The organism is Rhizobium sp. R693, from assembly GCF_002211315.1.
Lineage (GTDB): Bacteria > Pseudomonadota > Alphaproteobacteria > Rhizobiales > Rhizobiaceae > Rhizobium.
The window spans coordinates 247,253-261,969 of the sequence record NZ_LOKY01000047.1; the positions used below are offsets into that span (position 1 = coordinate 247,253).

The following is a 14,717-nucleotide window of genomic DNA, read 5'->3' on the forward strand; positions in this document are numbered from 1 at the left end:
GCTCTAGGGCAGGGATACGTGCCCGACACGATAGATCTGACCGGCTCCCGCGATTAGCGGTGCGGAGCGATGCAGGCTGAAGCGTAGTGCCGTCCAGTTCGTCGGCTCGAAGGCCGAGACCGAGGCGACGACGTCAGCCTGTCGTGCTTCCCGTTGCGCTCGTCTGATTTCCTCGTCTCTGATCTCTGCAAGCGAGGAGTAGGGCTCGATGGTGATTGTCTCCTCCGTGGCGAAGCCCGCTTCTGCTGGCGAAGGCGCGGTTTCCGCGTGCCAGACAATCCAGGTCTTCACTTGCGGCCAGCCGAAGGATTGCGTCAGTCCTTCGAAGCCGGGGCTGGTGAGGAAGTCGCTGGCACGCTCCGGCTGCTGCCAGAAATAGAAGGGCGCATAGAGGTTTTCGCGGGATCCGTACTCACCCTTGCGGGCGCTGAGATAGGCCTTGAAGCCGAGACCGGAAAATCCGTCGAGCATCGGTCCCTTGTCGCGGATCCGCCGGTCGATGATCGACATGTCGTAATCGGCCGGCAGGGTAAAGCTGTACTGCATCGCCATCATGAGAGAATCTCCACCGGCTCCAGCCAGTCGACGATGCGGCCGGTCTCGGTTGCCTGGATACTGATGTAGCTGAAGGGGCTGTCGTCCGTCGCGCCATGCCAGTGTTTTTCGCCGGCGGCGAACCAGACGGCATCTCCGGCGCGCAATTCCTCCACCGCGCCGCCCTCGCGTTGCGCCAGACCCTTGCCCGATAGAACATAGAGCAATTGCCCGAGCGGATGCGTGTGCCAGCGCGTGATCGTACCGGGATCGAGGCTCGCCCGCATCGCGGTGTTCTCGCCATCGGCAGCGCCTTCCAGCAGCATCTCGACCCAGAAGGGCGTAGTGGCAATATCGACGGGCGAGCGGACGGCATTGCCCGGACGCTGGACCGTCATTCGTTCAGGGTTGCCTATCATGCGGCGCTCCCGAAGGCGCGGGCTTCCCAGCCGGGTTCGCTCATCTGCGCCTTTCCATCGCCGAACGACCATTCATCCGGTGACGTGGTGGTGACGACGATCATGATGTCTTCCGGCCGGATGCCCGGCGATAGCAGGAGAAGTTCGGCGGCTCGCTTGAAGAAGGCCTGTCGGGTTTCGGTCGAGCGAGGCTTCCCGGCGGTGATGGCGAAAAGCACGAAGTCGTCGGAACGCGGCCCCGCGAGATAGGTCGGGTCGAAGATCAGTTCGCCCGGTTCATGCTGGTGGATGACCTGGAAACGGTCGGCAGGCGGCACATTGAATGTCTCGACCATGGCACGATGGATGCTGTCCGAAACGGCGCGAAGATACTCCGGCGACTTGCCGCGCAGCAGAGAGATACGAACAAAAGGCATGACGGCCTCCTCTGAGTGAATTCTTGACAGGAGGAGCATCGCACGCCACGATAATGCAGAAAATCAGAATTAAATGAACTAATGATCCGTAAAAGCAGGACAATGGTGATGCGACGGACGATCTTCGATCTCGATGTGCTCAGGACCTTCGCGACCGGAATGGAGCTCGGCAATTTCGCGCGGGCGGCCGACCGGCTCGGCCGTTCGACCTCGGCCGTCAGCGCTCAGTTGAAGAAGCTGGAGGAGCAGGCCGGCACGCTGATCTTCCGCAAGGCGGGACGCGGTCTTGCGCTCACCGATGCCGGCGAGACGATGCTGGCTTACGCGCGCCGGCTGCTCGAGCTCAACGACGAGGCGGCCGCAGCCGTGCAGAGCATCGAGCTCGAGGGTTGGGTCAGGCTCGGATTGCAGGAGGATTTCGGCGAAACCCTGTTGCCCGACGTGCTCGGCCGCTTTGCGCGTGCGCATCCGAAGGTCCGCATCGAGGCGCGGGTGGTGCGCAATGTCGAGCTGATCGAGCGCGTCACCTCAGGCAAGCTTGACCTGGCGCTGGCATGGAGCGATGGCACGCTGACGCCGCATTGCGAGAAGATCGCCGGAGTGCCGATGCGCTGGATCGGGCCGGCGGAAGGGGCGGTCGACTGGCGGCTCGGCAGCGAGCCGGTGCCGCTTGCCTCACTCGAGGCTCCGTGCCTGTTGCGAACGGCGGCGACCAAGGCGCTCGATACCGCAGGCATTCCCTGGCGGCTTGCCTTCGTCAGCCCGAGCCTCGGCGGATTGTGGGCGGCGACGGCTGCCGGCCTCGGTATCAGCATCCGCACACCGATTGGCCTGCCGCGGAAGGTGAAGCCGCTTGTCGCGAACGACGCCGGCCTGCCTGACCTTCCCTCGCTCGGCCTCGTCCTGCATCGCGCCGAAGCAGAGCCCGGACCGGCGACGGCGCTGCTTGCGTCCATCATGCTGCAATCGGTCCGGGAGGCTATCACCGACACCGTACCATCGGCCGTCCAGCCGGTTGCGAAAGCCTATGCCTGATATTCGCGCTGGGCGTTTCGGCGGATCGCCTGCGGCGGCTGGCCGAAGGCACGAAGGAAGGCGCGGCGCATCCTCTCGCGATCGGCGAAGCCTGTTTCGGCGGCAACGACGTCGATCGGATGCCGGCCCTGTTCCATCATCAGGCGAGCCGCCTCGAGGCGCAGATTCTCCACTGCCTTGGCCGGTGATTGCCCAGTCTCGGCGCGAAACGTCCGGCTGAACTGGCGGGGGCTGAGCGCGGCTGCCTCTGCCAGCTCTTCGACGGACAACGTGTTCTTCAGGTTGCCGCGCGCATGCGCCAAAGCCTTCTGAATGCGGTCCGATTTCGGCTCCAGCTCCAGCAGGGCGGAGAACTGCGACTGGCCGCCGGCGCGGCGATGATAGACGACAAGCTTGCGGGCGACGGCGCGGGCGATATCGGCGCCGTGATCCTTCTCGACCATGGCAAGCGCCAGATCGACCCCGGCCGTCATCCCCGCCGAGCTCCAGACGGATCCGTCTATGATGAAGATGCGATCCTCCTCGATCCTGACCCTGGGATAGCGCGATTGCAGCTCGCGGGCGAGGAGCCAATGTGTCGTGGCGCGACGGCCGTCGAGGACACCCGCGTCGGCAAGCAGAAAGGCGCCGGTGCAGATGGATGCGACGCGGCGGGAGGCGGCAAGCGCGTTGCGGATGAATTCGCCTTCTCCTGGGGTCGGCAGCTTGATGCCTACGGCGCCCGACACCAGCAGCGTATCGAAAGCGGGCTCGTCGAACCGCGTCGTCTCCATCGTGACGCCGAAGGAACCTCGCACTGGTCCGCCGGTCTCGGAGAGATAGGCGATGTCGTAGACCTGCTCGCCGAGTTCGAGATTGGTGAACTCGAAGGCGGAGATGGCGGCGAGGCTCATCATCTGAAAGCCGGGAAAGAGCAGGACGGCTATGCGCTGCATGGCACAGAACTCCGTTTGTCCTAAAAGGTGGTTTATATGACATTCAAGACATTTGCAATCGGGCGTAAGACTCTCAGCAAGCCGACAGCAGGCGCTGTTGCCCAACACGGAGAACGACAATGACCGAACAGCACAAAGGAACCGCACTCGTTACCGGCGCGTCGTCGGGGATCGGTGCCATCTATGCTCACCGGCTCGCAAAGCGCGGCTATGATCTCATTCTGGTCGCCCGCAATGCAAAGCGGCTTTCGGAGCTTGCGTCCAAGCTGACCCGGGAAACGGGCAGGACGATTGAAACCATTCCGGCCGATCTCGGCAAGAGGGCCGATCTGGCGCGCGTCGAGACGGCGCTGAAGAGCGATCGCAGCATCACGCTTCTGGTCAACAATGCGGGCGTCGGCGGCACCGCGCCGCTGCTTGCCTCCGATGTCGACAAGATGCAGGCGATAGTCGATCTCAACGTGACGGCGTTAATGCGGCTGACCTATGCCGCCGTGCCCGGCTTTGTTGCCCGTGGTGGCGGCGCGATCATCAACATCGCGTCGATCGTGGCGATCGCGCCCGAGGTGCTGAACGGCGTCTATGGGGCGAGCAAGGCTTTCGTTCTTGCGTTCAGCCAATCGCTGAAGCACGAACTGGCGGACAAGAACATCCGCATCCAGGCGGTGCTGCCGGGAGCGACCGCGACCGAATTCTGGAGCATAGCCGGCACGCCGGTCGAGCATCTGCCGACCGAAATCGTCATGCAGGCGGAAGACATGGTGGACGCCGCCCTTGCCGGCTTTGACCAGGGCGAATTCGCAACGATCCCGGCTCTCGAGGATGCCGGATTGCTCAAGGCCTACGAGGATGCTCGCCAGGCGCTGACGCCGAACCTGTCGCGCTCGGCATCAGCGGCGCGCTACAAAGCCGCCTAAGTGAGGGTGAGGCAGCCCTGGCCTGCCTCTATCCGTGCCGGGCCAGTGCCTCGGCGAAAATATCGGCGTCGACGTTGCCTCCCGAGGTAACGACGACGACGTTGTCGTCTTCCAGCTCATCGCCATGGAAGAGCGCTGCGGCCAGTGCCACCGCGCCGCCGGGTTCGACGACAATCTTCAGCCGGACAAAGGCGAGCGCCATCGCGCGAAGCGCCTCTTCGTCCGTCACGACAATGCCGGCGCCCGAGAGACGCTGCAGGATCGGGAAGGTGATGTTGCCGGGCTGCGGCGTGATGATGGCATCGCAGATGGAGCCGGTCATCGTCGCGTTGCGCTCGATCTTGCCGGATGCCAGCGACCGCGTGAAATCGTCGAATCCATCCGGCTCGCAGGGGCGCACGCGGAATGCCGGCGCGCTGGCTTCGAGGGCAAGCGCAATCCCCGATGACAGGCCGCCGCCGCCGCAGGGCACCAGCACCTCTGCTGACTTGACGCCTTCCTCTTCTGCCTGCTCAGCAATCTCGAGACCCGTCGTGCCCTGGCCGGCGATCACCTGCGGCTCGTCGAAAGGCTTGATCAGGGTCAGCCCACGGGCCGACGAAAGCTCGGCGCCGATGGCATCGCGGTCCTGCGTGGCACGGTCGTAGAGCACGACTTCCGCGCCGAGCGCCCGCGTATTGGCGATCTTCAGCTTCGGCGCGTCCGACGGCATGATGATGACGGAAGGTACGCCATGCAGCTTTGCGGCAAGCGCCACGCCTTGAGCGTGATTGCCTGACGAGAAAGCAATGACGCCGCGGCTGCGAACAGTGGGATCAAGCGCGGAAACGGCAGACCAGCCGCCACGGAATTTGAAGGAGCCGGTGTGCTGCAGGCACTCGGCCTTCACGAATACCCGTCGGCCGGCAATTTCGTCGATGAACGGAGAGGAAAGAAGCGGCGTGCGGCGCGCATGTCCGCGCAGGCGGGCGCGGGCGGCAACGATCATTTCAATGCTGGCCATGGAGACTCTTTCGAATGATGGTACACCCCCTGCATAGGGCCACACGTGATGCTTGTGAACGACGACTTTGTCACCGTGACACGAAAAGCGTTGGCCGCATATCACCGGCCTCGGGTTTGTGACGACTGCGCCGCCGAAACTCAGTCGGGTTGGTGCCTGCAACGCGCAGGAACTCGCGATTGAAGTTCGATTTGCTGATGAAGCCGCAATCGAACATCAGCCGTGTGATGGGCTCTTCCGTTGTCACCAGCGCCTCGCAGGCGGCTCGGATACGAAAGTCGTTCACATATTGCGAGACGCTGACGCCGTGGACACGGTTGACCGCCATCGAGACGCGCCGGGCCGGCAGGTTCATCTTGCGGGCAATTCGGCCGAGATTGAGGTCCGGATCACGGTAGAGTTGTCGTGACTGCATTAGGCTTTCCAACGCACGAGCGATGGCATCGTCTTCGTGGCTCGGAGGGGGTGGCGTGGTGACTTCCGATGGCTGTGCTGCGAGCGACTGGCTGCCGCTCGCAATCGACGCTGCCGTGCCGAGGATCAGAAGCGTAATGACATTGCCGACGGCGACGATTGCCCCGGCATGGATGCCACCGCTCTGTTCGAGGTCGAGGCTGATCGCGATATCGGCCGCCGACGAGGCGATCAGCGCCAGTCCGGTGATAACGAGGGAGCGACAGGACAGAAGCGCGCCATCGAGACGCGAGGAGACGAGTGCATCCGGCCCGTTGCGAGCGAGCCAGAGCAGAGCCGCGCCATAGGCGAGGAAGGTCGCGGTCACGAACGGACCAACCGGGTCGCGCCAGAAGACCAGAAGCGCGACGATCACGACGCTTGGCAGGATATGCGGCCAGAAGTGTAGGAGCGATGTCTGGCGTTCCGCGGCGAGGTTGCGAAAGCTGATCCAGGCGAGCGCCGCGATCATGCAGGCGACGACGGGCTGGACCGGCAGGATGTCGATCACGTCATAGCCCCAGCGGATCCCGATGATGATCGACTGCAATGTGTAGGCGCCGATCAGGAGGAGGAATGGACGCTTTTCCTGTTCTGCCCAATCGTTCTGCCTGACCATCCGCACGAGCAGGATGACGAGAAGGAGAGCAACGACGAAAGGAAGCGGAACGAAGATCATGATGGTTGGGCTCGGTGAGACGCGTTCAATAACTGCATGACTATGGCCTTGATCGCAATCGCGGGCGACCCGGATCACGATCGAGGTCTCAAGATCGGTTCCCGGTCTTCACCTTGCACGCAATCGCCAGCTGCCGGCAGGCGCGTCCAAGGAGAAACCGATGACATTGATCCTCTTCATCCCCGCATTCATTCTGGCGCTCGCCTCCGCGTTCGCCGAACCGCGCATGGTGGGAGAGACACTCGATATTTCAGCGGTCCGATCCGTTGTCATCAGCGGCGAGGCAAGTGAGGTCAGGCTAACCGCTGATGACGCAGGACCCTACAGAGCGAATACCAGCGCGCGGCGCCACGGCTGGTTCTCAAGCTTCTATTCGAGTTGGTTCTTCAATGGCTGCCGCGATCGAAGCGCGATGCGCATCGAGGGAACGGTCCTGAAGATCGAGGTGATGCAGACGGCGTGGTCGGATCTTTCCGATTGTACGGCGGAGATTTCGGCGAACGTCGCGCCTGATACCACCGTGCGCATCGACCAGCAGGCGCTGAAGGCGGAACTGGATGGAGACTTCGCCAATGTTGCGATCGCCAGCAAGGCGGCCGATATCACCTTTGACGGCCACGCCGCCGGGGTCGATATCCTTGGCACGGCGGTGCGCGCGCATCTGCGCTACGACACCATCCGGCAGGATGAGACACTCAGCATCACCGCGCAGTCGCTGCAGGCGGATCTCACCTTCGGAAGCGGTGTGCCGCTGGACTATTCGGTGATCGCCAAGGCATCCTATGTCGACAGCCTGGAACCGAGCGTACCCGGCGCCCGGCCGCGCGTGAGCATCAAGGGCGATTATGTCCACGCCCGTATTCGCTGATCAGTAGCCGCCGGCGGATCCCTCGGTGGAGCGGCTGTCCATCGCGCCGTAGTAGCGCGCGCCGCCGCCCTTCTGGATATCGGCGAGGCTCTTGCCGCCAACAAGAATACCAGCGGCCTGTCCCCATTGCGGCGGGCCGCTGCTGCCATCGTCGAGCGCATGGCCCATGCCGATCAATGCTCGGATGGTATCGGGCGACAACGTATAGGGTTCGAAATAGATCTTGTCCGGCTGCCATTGGTGGTGAATGCGCGGCGCATTGACCGCTTGGCTAATGTCCATGCCGAAATCGATGACGTTGAGGATCGCCTCAAGGGTGATGGTGATGATGCGTGAGCCGCCGGGACTGCCAATGACCATGAACGGCTTGCCGTCCTTGGTGACGATCGTCGGGCTCATCGAGGAGAGCGGCGTCTTCTTCGGCGCGATCGCATTGGCCTCGCCCTGCACGAGGCCATAAAGGTTCGGAACGCCGGGCTTCGAGGTGAAGTCGTCCATCTCGTTGTTGAGCAGGATCCCCGTGCCGGGGGCGACGACGCCGGCGCCGAAGCTGCCGTTCAGCGTGTAGGTGACGGCGACGGCATTTCCGTCGTCGTCGATGATCGAGTAATGCGTGGTTTCGACACTTTCCTTGGCGCCGAGGGGCTTCAGATTGGCTGAGGTGCCTGATTTGTAGGGATCGATCTTGGCGCGGATTCCCTTGGCGTAGCCCTTGTCGAGCAAAGTCGAAACGGGATTGTCGACGAAGTCAGGGTCGCCGAGGGCGGCGTTGCGGTCGACGTAGGCGTAACGCATCGCCTCGACCATCAGGTGCACGGTCTCTGCTGAGCCGTAACCGAGGAAGGACAGCGGATAGTCTTCCAGCACGTTGAGGATTTCGCAGATGATGACGCCGCCCGAGGAGGGGGGAGGCGAGGAGATGATGTCGTAGCCGCGGTAGCTGCATTCGATCGGCTTCAGTTCACGTACCGCGTATTGTTCGAAATCTTCCTTGGCGAGGATGCCGCCCTTTGCCTGACTTGCCTTGACGATCGCGTCGGCCGGTATGCCCTTGTAGAATGCGTCGGGTCCCTTGTCGGCGATACTGGAAAGAACGCCAGCAAGGTCGGGTTGTGCGAGCTTCTCGCCCACTGCGAAAGGCTTGCCCTCCGCCTTTAGAAAGATCTTTGCCGCCGCCTCGTCCTTGGCGAGTCGCTTGGCGCTGCCGCCGATGCTGGCGACATCGCCCTGTTCCAGCGTGAAGCCTTCCGTGGCATAGCGGATGGCCGGAGCCAGCAGGTCCTGCCGCGACTTCGTGCCGTATTTCTCGCGCGCCATCTCGAAGCCCATCACGGATCCGGGCACACCGACGGCGAGATAGCCGTCGAGGCTGGCGCGAGGGACGATGTCGCCCTTGGCGTCGAGATACATGGTTTTCGTGGCAGCGAGCGGCGCACGCTCGCGGAAATCGAGAAATGTCGTCCTGCCGTCCTTCAAGCGGATGGTCATGAAGCCGCCACCACCGATGTTACCGGCCGTCGGATAGACGACGGCGAGCGCGTAGCCAACCGCGACCGCTGCATCGACGGCATTGCCGCCTTTCTTCAGTACCTCGACGCCGACATCGGTCGCCAGATGCTGGGCTGTCACGACCATGCCGTGCTCGGCTTCAACCGGCGTGGGCGAGGCGGCGAACGCATGCGGCGCAAGCGAGAGCGACAGCGCTGCGGCAACCGCAAATATTCTGATGTGGGGGTGATCCATGACTTCCCTCAAAGCATGACGGTCCGATGGATATGGGACGCAGTGAGCTCCAGACAATGCACGGTCGTCCGCTACAGCCCGTTTGGTCGCTGAAAGGTTAGTTTCCCGTTACAATCGGAGGCGCCAGGTCTCCGAAGGACGCTGCAATGTCTATCGGTTGAGTGGGTTGTTCGTGCATCAGGCGGCGTTCGGCCTGGTGCCTGGCGGCCTGAAGATCGCGGGCAGCGCCACCGACCTTCTCCATGGCGGCAATGGCGACATCGGTGGCCACATAGTCCGGCTTGTGGCCCAGGCCGCGGATTTTCACCAGTTCGGAACCGACGATATCGCGGGCCAATCCCTGTGAATGGATGTGTTCCCAAACGATGCTGTCGCTGTCACCGGTAATGATGATGGTCGGTGCTGTAATCCTGGAATATTGCGGAGAATGGGCCTTGAGGTAGGCCAGTAGGCGCGTGCAATCGACGGCGTTGTTGTAGAAGGCACGCGGGCGCAGCACCAGGGTGGGGCCCGTCTTCGCGATGTAATCATCCGGGCGCGGATTCGGCCGGAAAACATTCAATGTCGCCTGCTCCAAGCGTCGCAGGCCGAGTGGCACGACGACCGCGTGATTGAACAGCCAGCCAAGGACTGGCATCGCAGCGAGGTGATAATACCAGTCAATGCCGCCTGGCCAGGGGTGCGTCGCGGGAGCGAGAAAGAGCAGGCCTTCAGTCTTATCAGGGTGGCGCACGCCGAAGGCGGCTGCGATCGCGCCGCCGAAGGAATGTCCGACGATAATGGCTCGTTTGATGCCACGCTTTTCCATCAGTTTTGCGATCGCATCCGCCTGTCCCGAAGGCAGGGCATTCTCCGGACCGCCACGCTCCGAATAGCCGTGGCCAGGGCGGTCGACGAAGAGCATCTCGGCACGGCCTTGCAGCGGCTGCAGGAAGGCGCCGACCTGATCAAGCAGGTTGCCGCTTGCACCATGGATGAAGACCAGAGGCGGCAGATCGGCGGTCTCTGGACACGCGATGTGAAGGGCGTTCAGCCGATAGCCGCCGATATCCGTCAACTCACCGATGTTCGGGCATGTCGCCTCGAATCGACGTCCCTTGTAGGAGGAGTAGCCGATCGCGGCGGCGATGGGGGCAAGGAGAGCGGAGGCTACGGCAAGCATGGCTATATCTGTTGACTCACGTGACCAACACGTAAGATTGGGTCTCGCGGTTCACCGTCAAGATCAGGTGCGGCTGCCAGCCAGCTTTTCGGAGAGCGTGTTCATCTGCTCCTGGGCGCTACGATTGGCCGGGTAGATCTCGAGGAAACGTTCCCAGGCTTTCAGGGCCAGCTGGTCGTTGCCCGTCTCGGTGAGGATGGCGGCCATGCCGGAAAGCGCGCCGAAATGGCGTGGCTCAATGTCGAGTACATGCTCGATGTCGGACATCGACTTGCGATAGTTGTCATTGGCGTAGTTGAGCGTTGCCCGGCGGTTCCAGCTTTCGGCGTAGTCAGGCTTGAGGGCGATCGCCTGATCTAGGAAGTCAAGGGCAGCAGCGGTGCGCTTCTCCTCGATCGCCTTGTCGGCCCATTGCATCAGGAGGTTGACGGTCGCGCTGCCGGAGTCGTTCCACTGGGCGCGAATCTCGTTGGCGATACCGCTCGCTTTGTCCGGATCGCGTTCGCGCTTCAGCTGCGCATAGAGCTGATCCAGGTGTTGCTTGGGTGAGAGGTTTGCGTCCGGTTGCTCGACAATGACGTCCTTATCCGCGGCCGTGGCGGGGAAAGCAGGAGCGAGCAGAAAGAGGGACAGCGGCAGCGCCGCACAGGTCATAACAAAAAAGCGCATGGCGGACATGTTAGCCCGCCACCGCTGAAGATCAAAGCAATTTGATTCGATTGCCGAAGCAATCCCCGGACAGGCACGAGCACAAAATGCCACGAAACCGTCCAGGCGCGCTATATCAGCCCTGGCGAGCCTTGAAGCGCGGGTTCAGCTTGTTGATGATGTAGATGCGGCCCTTGCGGCGAACCAGGCGGTTGTCACGGTGACGAGCCTTGAGCGACTTGAGCGAATTCTTGATCTTCATTGTTTTGATCCGCGATGTTTGAGGGGGGAATTCACATTCGCCCGTATCTATTACATTCAAAAGCGCGCTCGGGGCGCGCTCTTCAGGTTGGGCGTGCAGATAACCCGGCGACTTGCCTGTGTCAACCACGTGACGGTGTTTTTCCCATGGCCGGAGCGGCTTTTATCCGGGAAAAACCGGCAATTTCGTGGTCAACGTCGTGACGTGTCCCATCTTCCGGCCGGGACGAGATTCCGTCTTGCCATAGAGATGAACCAGCGTGTCCGCTCGCCGCAGCCAGTCCGGGAGCGCCAGGATATCGTCGCCAATCAGGTTCTGCATCACGCAGTTCGAATGGCGGTCGGCATTGCCGAGTGGCAGGCCGGCAACAGCGCGGGTATGCTGCTCGAACTGCGAGATCACGCAGGCGGCCTCGGTCCAGTGGCCGGAGTTGTGGACACGCGGCGCCATTTCATTGGCGATCAGGCTGCCGTCGGCGAGTACGAAGAATTCGATGCCGATGACGCCGACATAGCCAAGCGCAGCCAATATCTTCTCGGCGCTTTCACGCGCCCCCGCTGCCGTCTCCGCTGAAATCGAGGCAGGTACAGTCGACGTGTGCAAGATGCCGTCGCGGTGAACGTTTTCAGCAGGGTCGTAACAGACGACAGTGCCGTCCGTTGCGCGCGCTGCAATGATGGAGATCTCGCGCTCAAAGGGCACGAAGCTCTCGAGAATCAGGGGGACCTCACCGAGCGCTGCAAAGGCGCCATCCGGCTTGTCGGCACTGGAGCGAAACACTCGTTGTCCTTTGCCATCATAGCCGAGGCGGCGAGTCTTCAGGACGCCGCGGCCGCCGAAATCCTGCAATGCTGCCTCGAGGTCGGCCTGGTTGTCGACGGCATGGAAGCGGGCCGTCGGAACGCCGCATCCATTGATAAAGCGCTTTTCGACAAGCCGATCCTGCGCAGCCTCGAGTGCCTTCGGTGGCGGATAGACGGGTACATGGCTCGCAAGCGCCTCGGCGGCTGTGACCGGGACGTTTTCGAACTCATAGGTGACGATGTCGCAGATATTCGCGAGCTCTGCGAGCGCGGCCGGATCGTCGTATGCCGCCACGATCTGCTGGTTGGCGACCTGCGCGGCCGGACAGTCGGCCTGCGGTTCCAAGATGACGGCTCGGAAGTTCAGCCGTGCAGCGGCCATGGCAAGCATGCGGCCAAGCTGGCCGCCGCCGATGATGCCGATTGTTGTTACAGTCATAGGTCGTCCATCGGATATTCGGCAACGGCTGCGCTCTGGCGCTCACGCCAGTCGTCAAGCCGCTCGGCAATATCCTCGTCCGACAATGCCAGGACTGCAGCTGCCAGAAGGGCGGCGTTGATCGCGCCGGCCTTGCCGATGGCAAGTGTGCCGACCGGGATGCCGCCCGGCATCTGGACGATGGAAAGAAGACTATCCTGACCTGACAGTGCCTTGGATTGAACCGGGACGCCAAACACCGGAAGCGGCGTCATCGCGGCGGCCATGCCTGGCAGGTGGGCCGCGCCACCGGCGCCGGCAATGATCACCTTGAAACCTTCATCGCGGGCGGTCTTGGCGAAGTTTACGAGGCGATCCGGCGTGCGATGGGCCGATATGATGCGCGCGTCATAGGGAATCTCGAGCGCCTCCAGCGTGTCGGCGGCGTTCTTCATGGTCTCCCAATCGGATTGGCTTCCCATGATGATGGCAACGGGTGGTCTGTCTGTCATCGTCACGGCATTCCCTTTAGGCGATGATATCAGGGATGATCTGGTCTTCGAGCTTTGTCAGCTTGTCCTTGATGACCAGTTTCTTCTTTTTCATGCGCTGGATGCGCAATGCGTCACATCCGGTGGCAATCATGGCGTTGATGGCGGCATCGTAATCCTCGTGCTCCTGGCGCAGTCTCGCGACCATGAGCCTGATTTCCGCCTGTTCCTGATCGGCCATATGCATTCCCCATAACCGTCTTCGGACATCGTCCGTTCTGCCGATGATTTCCGCAAGCTCCTATCACCAATTGGAGGTAACGGCTAGCGGCTGTTCGTCATGATTTTGCCATGTGTTCTCCTTGTTTTCACCTTCGACAAGGCTTCAAAAATATGTCACAGTTGGAGGGTTGACGCCTTGGATCTCCGGCGGTGTTGGCCGGGGAGAGGTAAGAGGAAGGAAGGGTCAAATGACTGTTCAAGCTCATCTTGAGTCACTCGAAAAAAAGCATGTTGCTCTTGAGGAGGAGTTGCATTCTCTTATGATATCCCCCTCCCGAAACGATAATGAAGTCGCTGAGTGCAAACGCAGAAAATTGCGGATCAAGGACGAGATTGAGCGCCTAAAATCATCCTTCCATTGAGTGGGATGCAATAAATCAACGAACGCGGCCCTAGGCGAGGAGGGCGAAACCCCAATTTCACCAAAAGCTTAGACCAGTTCGTGCTCGACAGGCGATTATGGCGCCGGTTCCGACGGAAAGTCGCGAGCCGGCGTCTTTCATTTGAGCGGTCGGGCTAAGCCCAGAACTGATCGAGCCAAAGATTGAGTCTGTCGAAGCCGCGATTGTTGACCGCGTAGATGCGCCGCGTGCCCTCTGCGGTGACGGAAACCAGGTTGCAATCCAGCAGCGCCTTGAGGTGCTGGGAAACGGCGGGGCGGCTGATGGGGAGGCCCTCGGCAAGCTCGTTCACGGTCTTCGGCGCGCGTCGAAGTTCCTCCAGCAGGAAGCGCCGGTGAGGATCGGCTATCGCGGCGAAGGGATCCGTGTTCGACATGGCGAAAAGCTACGTCAAACGGCGCAATCGGGCAAGGAAATTGTGCGGCGCAACGAAACCCAAAATTGTCAGAAACCCAAGCCCTCCTTCGCGATCAACACGGCGGCAATGAGCGCCATGCCGTACATGAAAGGATAGAAGATCGCGGGCTTCATGCGGCGCACGCACCAGGCGCCGGCAATTGTCGCAAGCGGCGCAAAAGGCAGCAGCGTGGCCGAGGTGGCGAGGTTTTGCGTGTCGAGCTGGCCAAGCGCGAAGTAGGGTATGAGCTTGACGGCATTGAGGATCGCGAAGAAGCGGACGCTGGTGCCGGTATATTCTCGCGGCGGCATCTGCAGCGGCAAAGCATAAATCTGGAAAGGTGCTCCGCCGGCATGCGCGACGAAGCTACCATAGCCGGACAGGCTTCCCCAAATTGTCGCAAGCAGTGGCCGCTGGCCTTGAGGCGGCGTGTGCTTTCCGGCTGCGGGGCCGAAGTTGTTCCAGAAGTAGCGAAGGCAAAAGAGGATGGTGACGACGCCGATGACGACGCGAAGCACATTTCCCGGAACCAGCGCCGAGGTCGCCCAACCGAGCGCGATGCCGAACAGAGCGCCCGGCAGTACGATCTTCAGCGTTGTCCAGTCGCCGTGCTTCCGCCAGATCACGAGCGAGATCATGTCCATGAAGATGAGGATCGGCAGCAGGATCGCGGCCGCCTGAACGGGCGAGACGACGAGAGCGAGAAAGGGCAGCCCGATCAGCGACAGCGCATCGCCCATGCCGCCTTTCGCAAGTCCGACCAGGATGACGGCCGGAACGGCGGCGTAATAAAATGACAGGTCCATCGGCATGCTTTTGAAAATCCTCCCCTTGCCAGCCCCGTCTAACGG

Annotated in this window: 19 protein-coding genes; 4 read left to right on the forward strand and 15 right to left on the reverse strand. The window is 61.9% G+C overall.

Annotated features, from left to right (window positions below):
- Positions 1-3 precede the first annotated feature (3 nt).
- Genes ATY79_RS27405 through ATY79_RS27415 form a run of 3 tightly spaced genes read right to left on the reverse strand, consistent with a single transcriptional unit; the run spans position 4 to position 1,369 of the window.
- Positions 4-555: a DUF4865 family protein gene (locus ATY79_RS27405; protein WP_088693294.1), complete on the reverse strand. Its 552-nt coding sequence runs from the start codon at positions 553-555 to the stop codon at positions 4-6.
- Positions 552-953 (reverse strand): cupin domain-containing protein, encoded by a 402-nt coding sequence (locus tag ATY79_RS27410; protein ID WP_088693293.1) that lies wholly within the window; start codon positions 951-953, stop codon positions 552-554. The genes ATY79_RS27405 and ATY79_RS27410 overlap by 4 nt, the downstream gene beginning before the upstream one ends.
- Entirely contained in the window at positions 950-1,369 is a 420-nt protein-coding gene (locus ATY79_RS27415) for a tautomerase family protein (RefSeq protein WP_088693292.1), read from the reverse strand. Before ATY79_RS27415 ends, ATY79_RS27410 begins: the two co-directional genes overlap by 4 nt.
- 108 nt (positions 1,370-1,477) lie before the next feature.
- On the opposite strand from ATY79_RS27415, the gene ATY79_RS27420 reads away from it, so the two are divergent.
- Positions 1,478-2,404: a LysR substrate-binding domain-containing protein gene (locus ATY79_RS27420; protein WP_088705452.1), complete on the forward strand. Its 927-nt coding sequence runs from the start codon at positions 1,478-1,480 to the stop codon at positions 2,402-2,404.
- Here ATY79_RS27420 and ATY79_RS27425 read toward each other — a convergent pair.
- Positions 2,395-3,339 (reverse strand): GlxA family transcriptional regulator, encoded by a 945-nt coding sequence (locus tag ATY79_RS27425; protein ID WP_088693291.1) that lies wholly within the window; start codon positions 3,337-3,339, stop codon positions 2,395-2,397. The two genes, ATY79_RS27420 and ATY79_RS27425, sit on opposite strands and share 10 nt — an antisense overlap.
- 119 nt (positions 3,340-3,458) lie before the next feature.
- Between ATY79_RS27425 and ATY79_RS27430 the strand changes: the two genes are divergently transcribed.
- Positions 3,459-4,256 carry an SDR family oxidoreductase gene (locus tag ATY79_RS27430; protein WP_088693290.1) on the forward strand — a complete coding sequence of 266 codons (798 nt, stop codon included), beginning with the start codon at positions 3,459-3,461 and terminating at the stop codon, positions 4,254-4,256.
- Positions 4,257-4,284: 28 nt separating this feature from the next.
- Here ATY79_RS27430 and ATY79_RS27435 read toward each other — a convergent pair whose 3' ends face one another.
- Together ATY79_RS27435 and ATY79_RS27440 are read right to left on the reverse strand one after the other, a co-directional pair.
- Complete coding sequence (locus ATY79_RS27435) at positions 4,285-5,259, reverse strand: threonine/serine dehydratase (protein WP_088693289.1); 975 nt, start codon at positions 5,257-5,259, stop codon at positions 4,285-4,287.
- Between the two features lie 70 nt (positions 5,260-5,329).
- On the reverse strand, positions 5,330-6,391 hold the full coding sequence (locus ATY79_RS27440; protein ID WP_088693288.1) for an AraC family transcriptional regulator: 1,062 nt from the start codon (positions 6,389-6,391) through the stop codon (positions 5,330-5,332).
- A 160-nt stretch (positions 6,392-6,551) separates the two neighbouring features.
- On the opposite strand from ATY79_RS27440, the gene ATY79_RS27445 reads away from it, so the two are divergent.
- Positions 6,552-7,259 carry a hypothetical protein gene (locus ATY79_RS27445; protein ID WP_088693287.1) on the forward strand — a complete coding sequence of 236 codons (708 nt, stop codon included), beginning with the start codon at positions 6,552-6,554 and terminating at the stop codon, positions 7,257-7,259.
- On the opposite strand, the gene ggt is transcribed toward ATY79_RS27445, so the two are convergent.
- The 7 genes from ggt to ATY79_RS27480 all read right to left on the reverse strand — a co-directional run bounded on the left by ggt (position 7,260) and on the right by ATY79_RS27480 (position 13,027).
- Positions 7,260-9,002, reverse strand: a complete 1,743-nt coding sequence (gene ggt / locus ATY79_RS27450; protein ID WP_088693286.1) for a gamma-glutamyltransferase — start codon at positions 9,000-9,002, stop codon at positions 7,260-7,262.
- Positions 9,003-9,099: 97 nt separating this feature from the next.
- Positions 9,100-10,164 (reverse strand): alpha/beta hydrolase, encoded by a 1,065-nt coding sequence (locus ATY79_RS27455; protein ID WP_088693285.1) that lies wholly within the window; start codon positions 10,162-10,164, stop codon positions 9,100-9,102.
- A gap of 63 nt (positions 10,165-10,227) precedes the next feature.
- Positions 10,228-10,842 carry a hypothetical protein gene (locus ATY79_RS27460; protein WP_088693284.1) on the reverse strand — a complete coding sequence of 205 codons (615 nt, stop codon included), beginning with the start codon at positions 10,840-10,842 and terminating at the stop codon, positions 10,228-10,230.
- Positions 10,843-10,948: 106 nt separating this feature from the next.
- On the reverse strand, positions 10,949-11,074 hold the full coding sequence (gene ykgO, locus ATY79_RS27465; protein ID WP_003566454.1) for a type B 50S ribosomal protein L36: 126 nt from the start codon (positions 11,072-11,074) through the stop codon (positions 10,949-10,951).
- Between the two features lie 162 nt (positions 11,075-11,236).
- Positions 11,237-12,316 (reverse strand): 5-(carboxyamino)imidazole ribonucleotide synthase, encoded by a 1,080-nt coding sequence (locus tag ATY79_RS27470; RefSeq protein WP_088693283.1) that lies wholly within the window; start codon positions 12,314-12,316, stop codon positions 11,237-11,239.
- Positions 12,313-12,807, reverse strand: coding sequence for a 5-(carboxyamino)imidazole ribonucleotide mutase (purE, locus tag ATY79_RS27475; protein ID WP_007802503.1), 495 nt, complete (start codon positions 12,805-12,807; stop codon positions 12,313-12,315). The genes ATY79_RS27470 and purE overlap by 4 nt, the downstream gene beginning before the upstream one ends.
- Positions 12,808-12,823: 16 nt before the next feature.
- Positions 12,824-13,027: a DUF465 domain-containing protein gene (locus ATY79_RS27480; protein WP_007527435.1), complete on the reverse strand. Its 204-nt coding sequence runs from the start codon at positions 13,025-13,027 to the stop codon at positions 12,824-12,826.
- Positions 13,028-13,256: 229 nt separating this feature from the next.
- On the opposite strand from ATY79_RS27480, the gene ATY79_RS27485 reads away from it, so the two are divergent.
- Positions 13,257-13,430, forward strand: a complete 174-nt coding sequence (locus tag ATY79_RS27485; RefSeq protein ID WP_088693282.1) for a DUF465 domain-containing protein — start codon at positions 13,257-13,259, stop codon at positions 13,428-13,430.
- A 154-nt stretch (positions 13,431-13,584) separates the two neighbouring features.
- On the opposite strand, the gene ATY79_RS27490 is transcribed toward ATY79_RS27485, so the two are convergent.
- Entirely contained in the window at positions 13,585-13,845 is a 261-nt protein-coding gene (locus ATY79_RS27490; RefSeq protein ID WP_088693281.1) for a metalloregulator ArsR/SmtB family transcription factor, read from the reverse strand.
- 68 nt (positions 13,846-13,913) lie between these two features.
- Positions 13,914-14,678: a sulfite exporter TauE/SafE family protein gene (locus ATY79_RS27495; protein WP_088693280.1), complete on the reverse strand. Its 765-nt coding sequence runs from the start codon at positions 14,676-14,678 to the stop codon at positions 13,914-13,916.
- Positions 14,679-14,717 lie beyond the last annotated feature (39 nt).

Coding starts and splice junctions, on each gene's coding strand:
- purE (WP_007802503.1), bottom strand. CDS start 12,807: ATGACAGACAGACCACCCGTTGCCATCATCATGGGAAGCCAATCCGAT.
- ATY79_RS27440 (WP_088693288.1), bottom strand. CDS start 6,391: ATGATCTTCGTTCCGCTTCCTTTCGTCGTTGCTCTCCTTCTCGTCATC.
- ykgO (WP_003566454.1), bottom strand. CDS start 11,074: ATGAAGATCAAGAATTCGCTCAAGTCGCTCAAGGCTCGTCACCGTGAC.
- ATY79_RS27495 (WP_088693280.1), bottom strand. CDS start 14,678: ATGCCGATGGACCTGTCATTTTATTACGCCGCCGTTCCGGCCGTCATC.
- ATY79_RS27485 (WP_088693282.1), top strand. CDS start 13,257: ATGACTGTTCAAGCTCATCTTGAGTCACTCGAAAAAAAGCATGTTGCT.
- ATY79_RS27455 (WP_088693285.1), bottom strand. CDS start 10,164: ATGCTTGCCGTAGCCTCCGCTCTCCTTGCCCCCATCGCCGCCGCGATC.
- ATY79_RS27445 (WP_088693287.1), top strand. CDS start 6,552: ATGACATTGATCCTCTTCATCCCCGCATTCATTCTGGCGCTCGCCTCC.
- ATY79_RS27470 (WP_088693283.1), bottom strand. CDS start 12,316: ATGACTGTAACAACAATCGGCATCATCGGCGGCGGCCAGCTTGGCCGC.
- ggt (WP_088693286.1), bottom strand. CDS start 9,002: ATGGATCACCCCCACATCAGAATATTTGCGGTTGCCGCAGCGCTGTCG.
- ATY79_RS27420 (WP_088705452.1), top strand. CDS start 1,478: ATGCGACGGACGATCTTCGATCTCGATGTGCTCAGGACCTTCGCGACC.
- ATY79_RS27405 (WP_088693294.1), bottom strand. CDS start 555: ATGATGGCGATGCAGTACAGCTTTACCCTGCCGGCCGATTACGACATG.
- ATY79_RS27415 (WP_088693292.1), bottom strand. CDS start 1,369: ATGCCTTTTGTTCGTATCTCTCTGCTGCGCGGCAAGTCGCCGGAGTAT.
- ATY79_RS27425 (WP_088693291.1), bottom strand. CDS start 3,339: ATGCAGCGCATAGCCGTCCTGCTCTTTCCCGGCTTTCAGATGATGAGC.
- ATY79_RS27480 (WP_007527435.1), bottom strand. CDS start 13,027: ATGGCCGATCAGGAACAGGCGGAAATCAGGCTCATGGTCGCGAGACTG.
- ATY79_RS27410 (WP_088693293.1), bottom strand. CDS start 953: ATGATAGGCAACCCTGAACGAATGACGGTCCAGCGTCCGGGCAATGCC.
- ATY79_RS27435 (WP_088693289.1), bottom strand. CDS start 5,259: ATGGCCAGCATTGAAATGATCGTTGCCGCCCGCGCCCGCCTGCGCGGA.
- ATY79_RS27460 (WP_088693284.1), bottom strand. CDS start 10,842: ATGTCCGCCATGCGCTTTTTTGTTATGACCTGTGCGGCGCTGCCGCTG.
- ATY79_RS27490 (WP_088693281.1), bottom strand. CDS start 13,845: ATGTCGAACACGGATCCCTTCGCCGCGATAGCCGATCCTCACCGGCGC.
- ATY79_RS27430 (WP_088693290.1), top strand. CDS start 3,459: ATGACCGAACAGCACAAAGGAACCGCACTCGTTACCGGCGCGTCGTCG.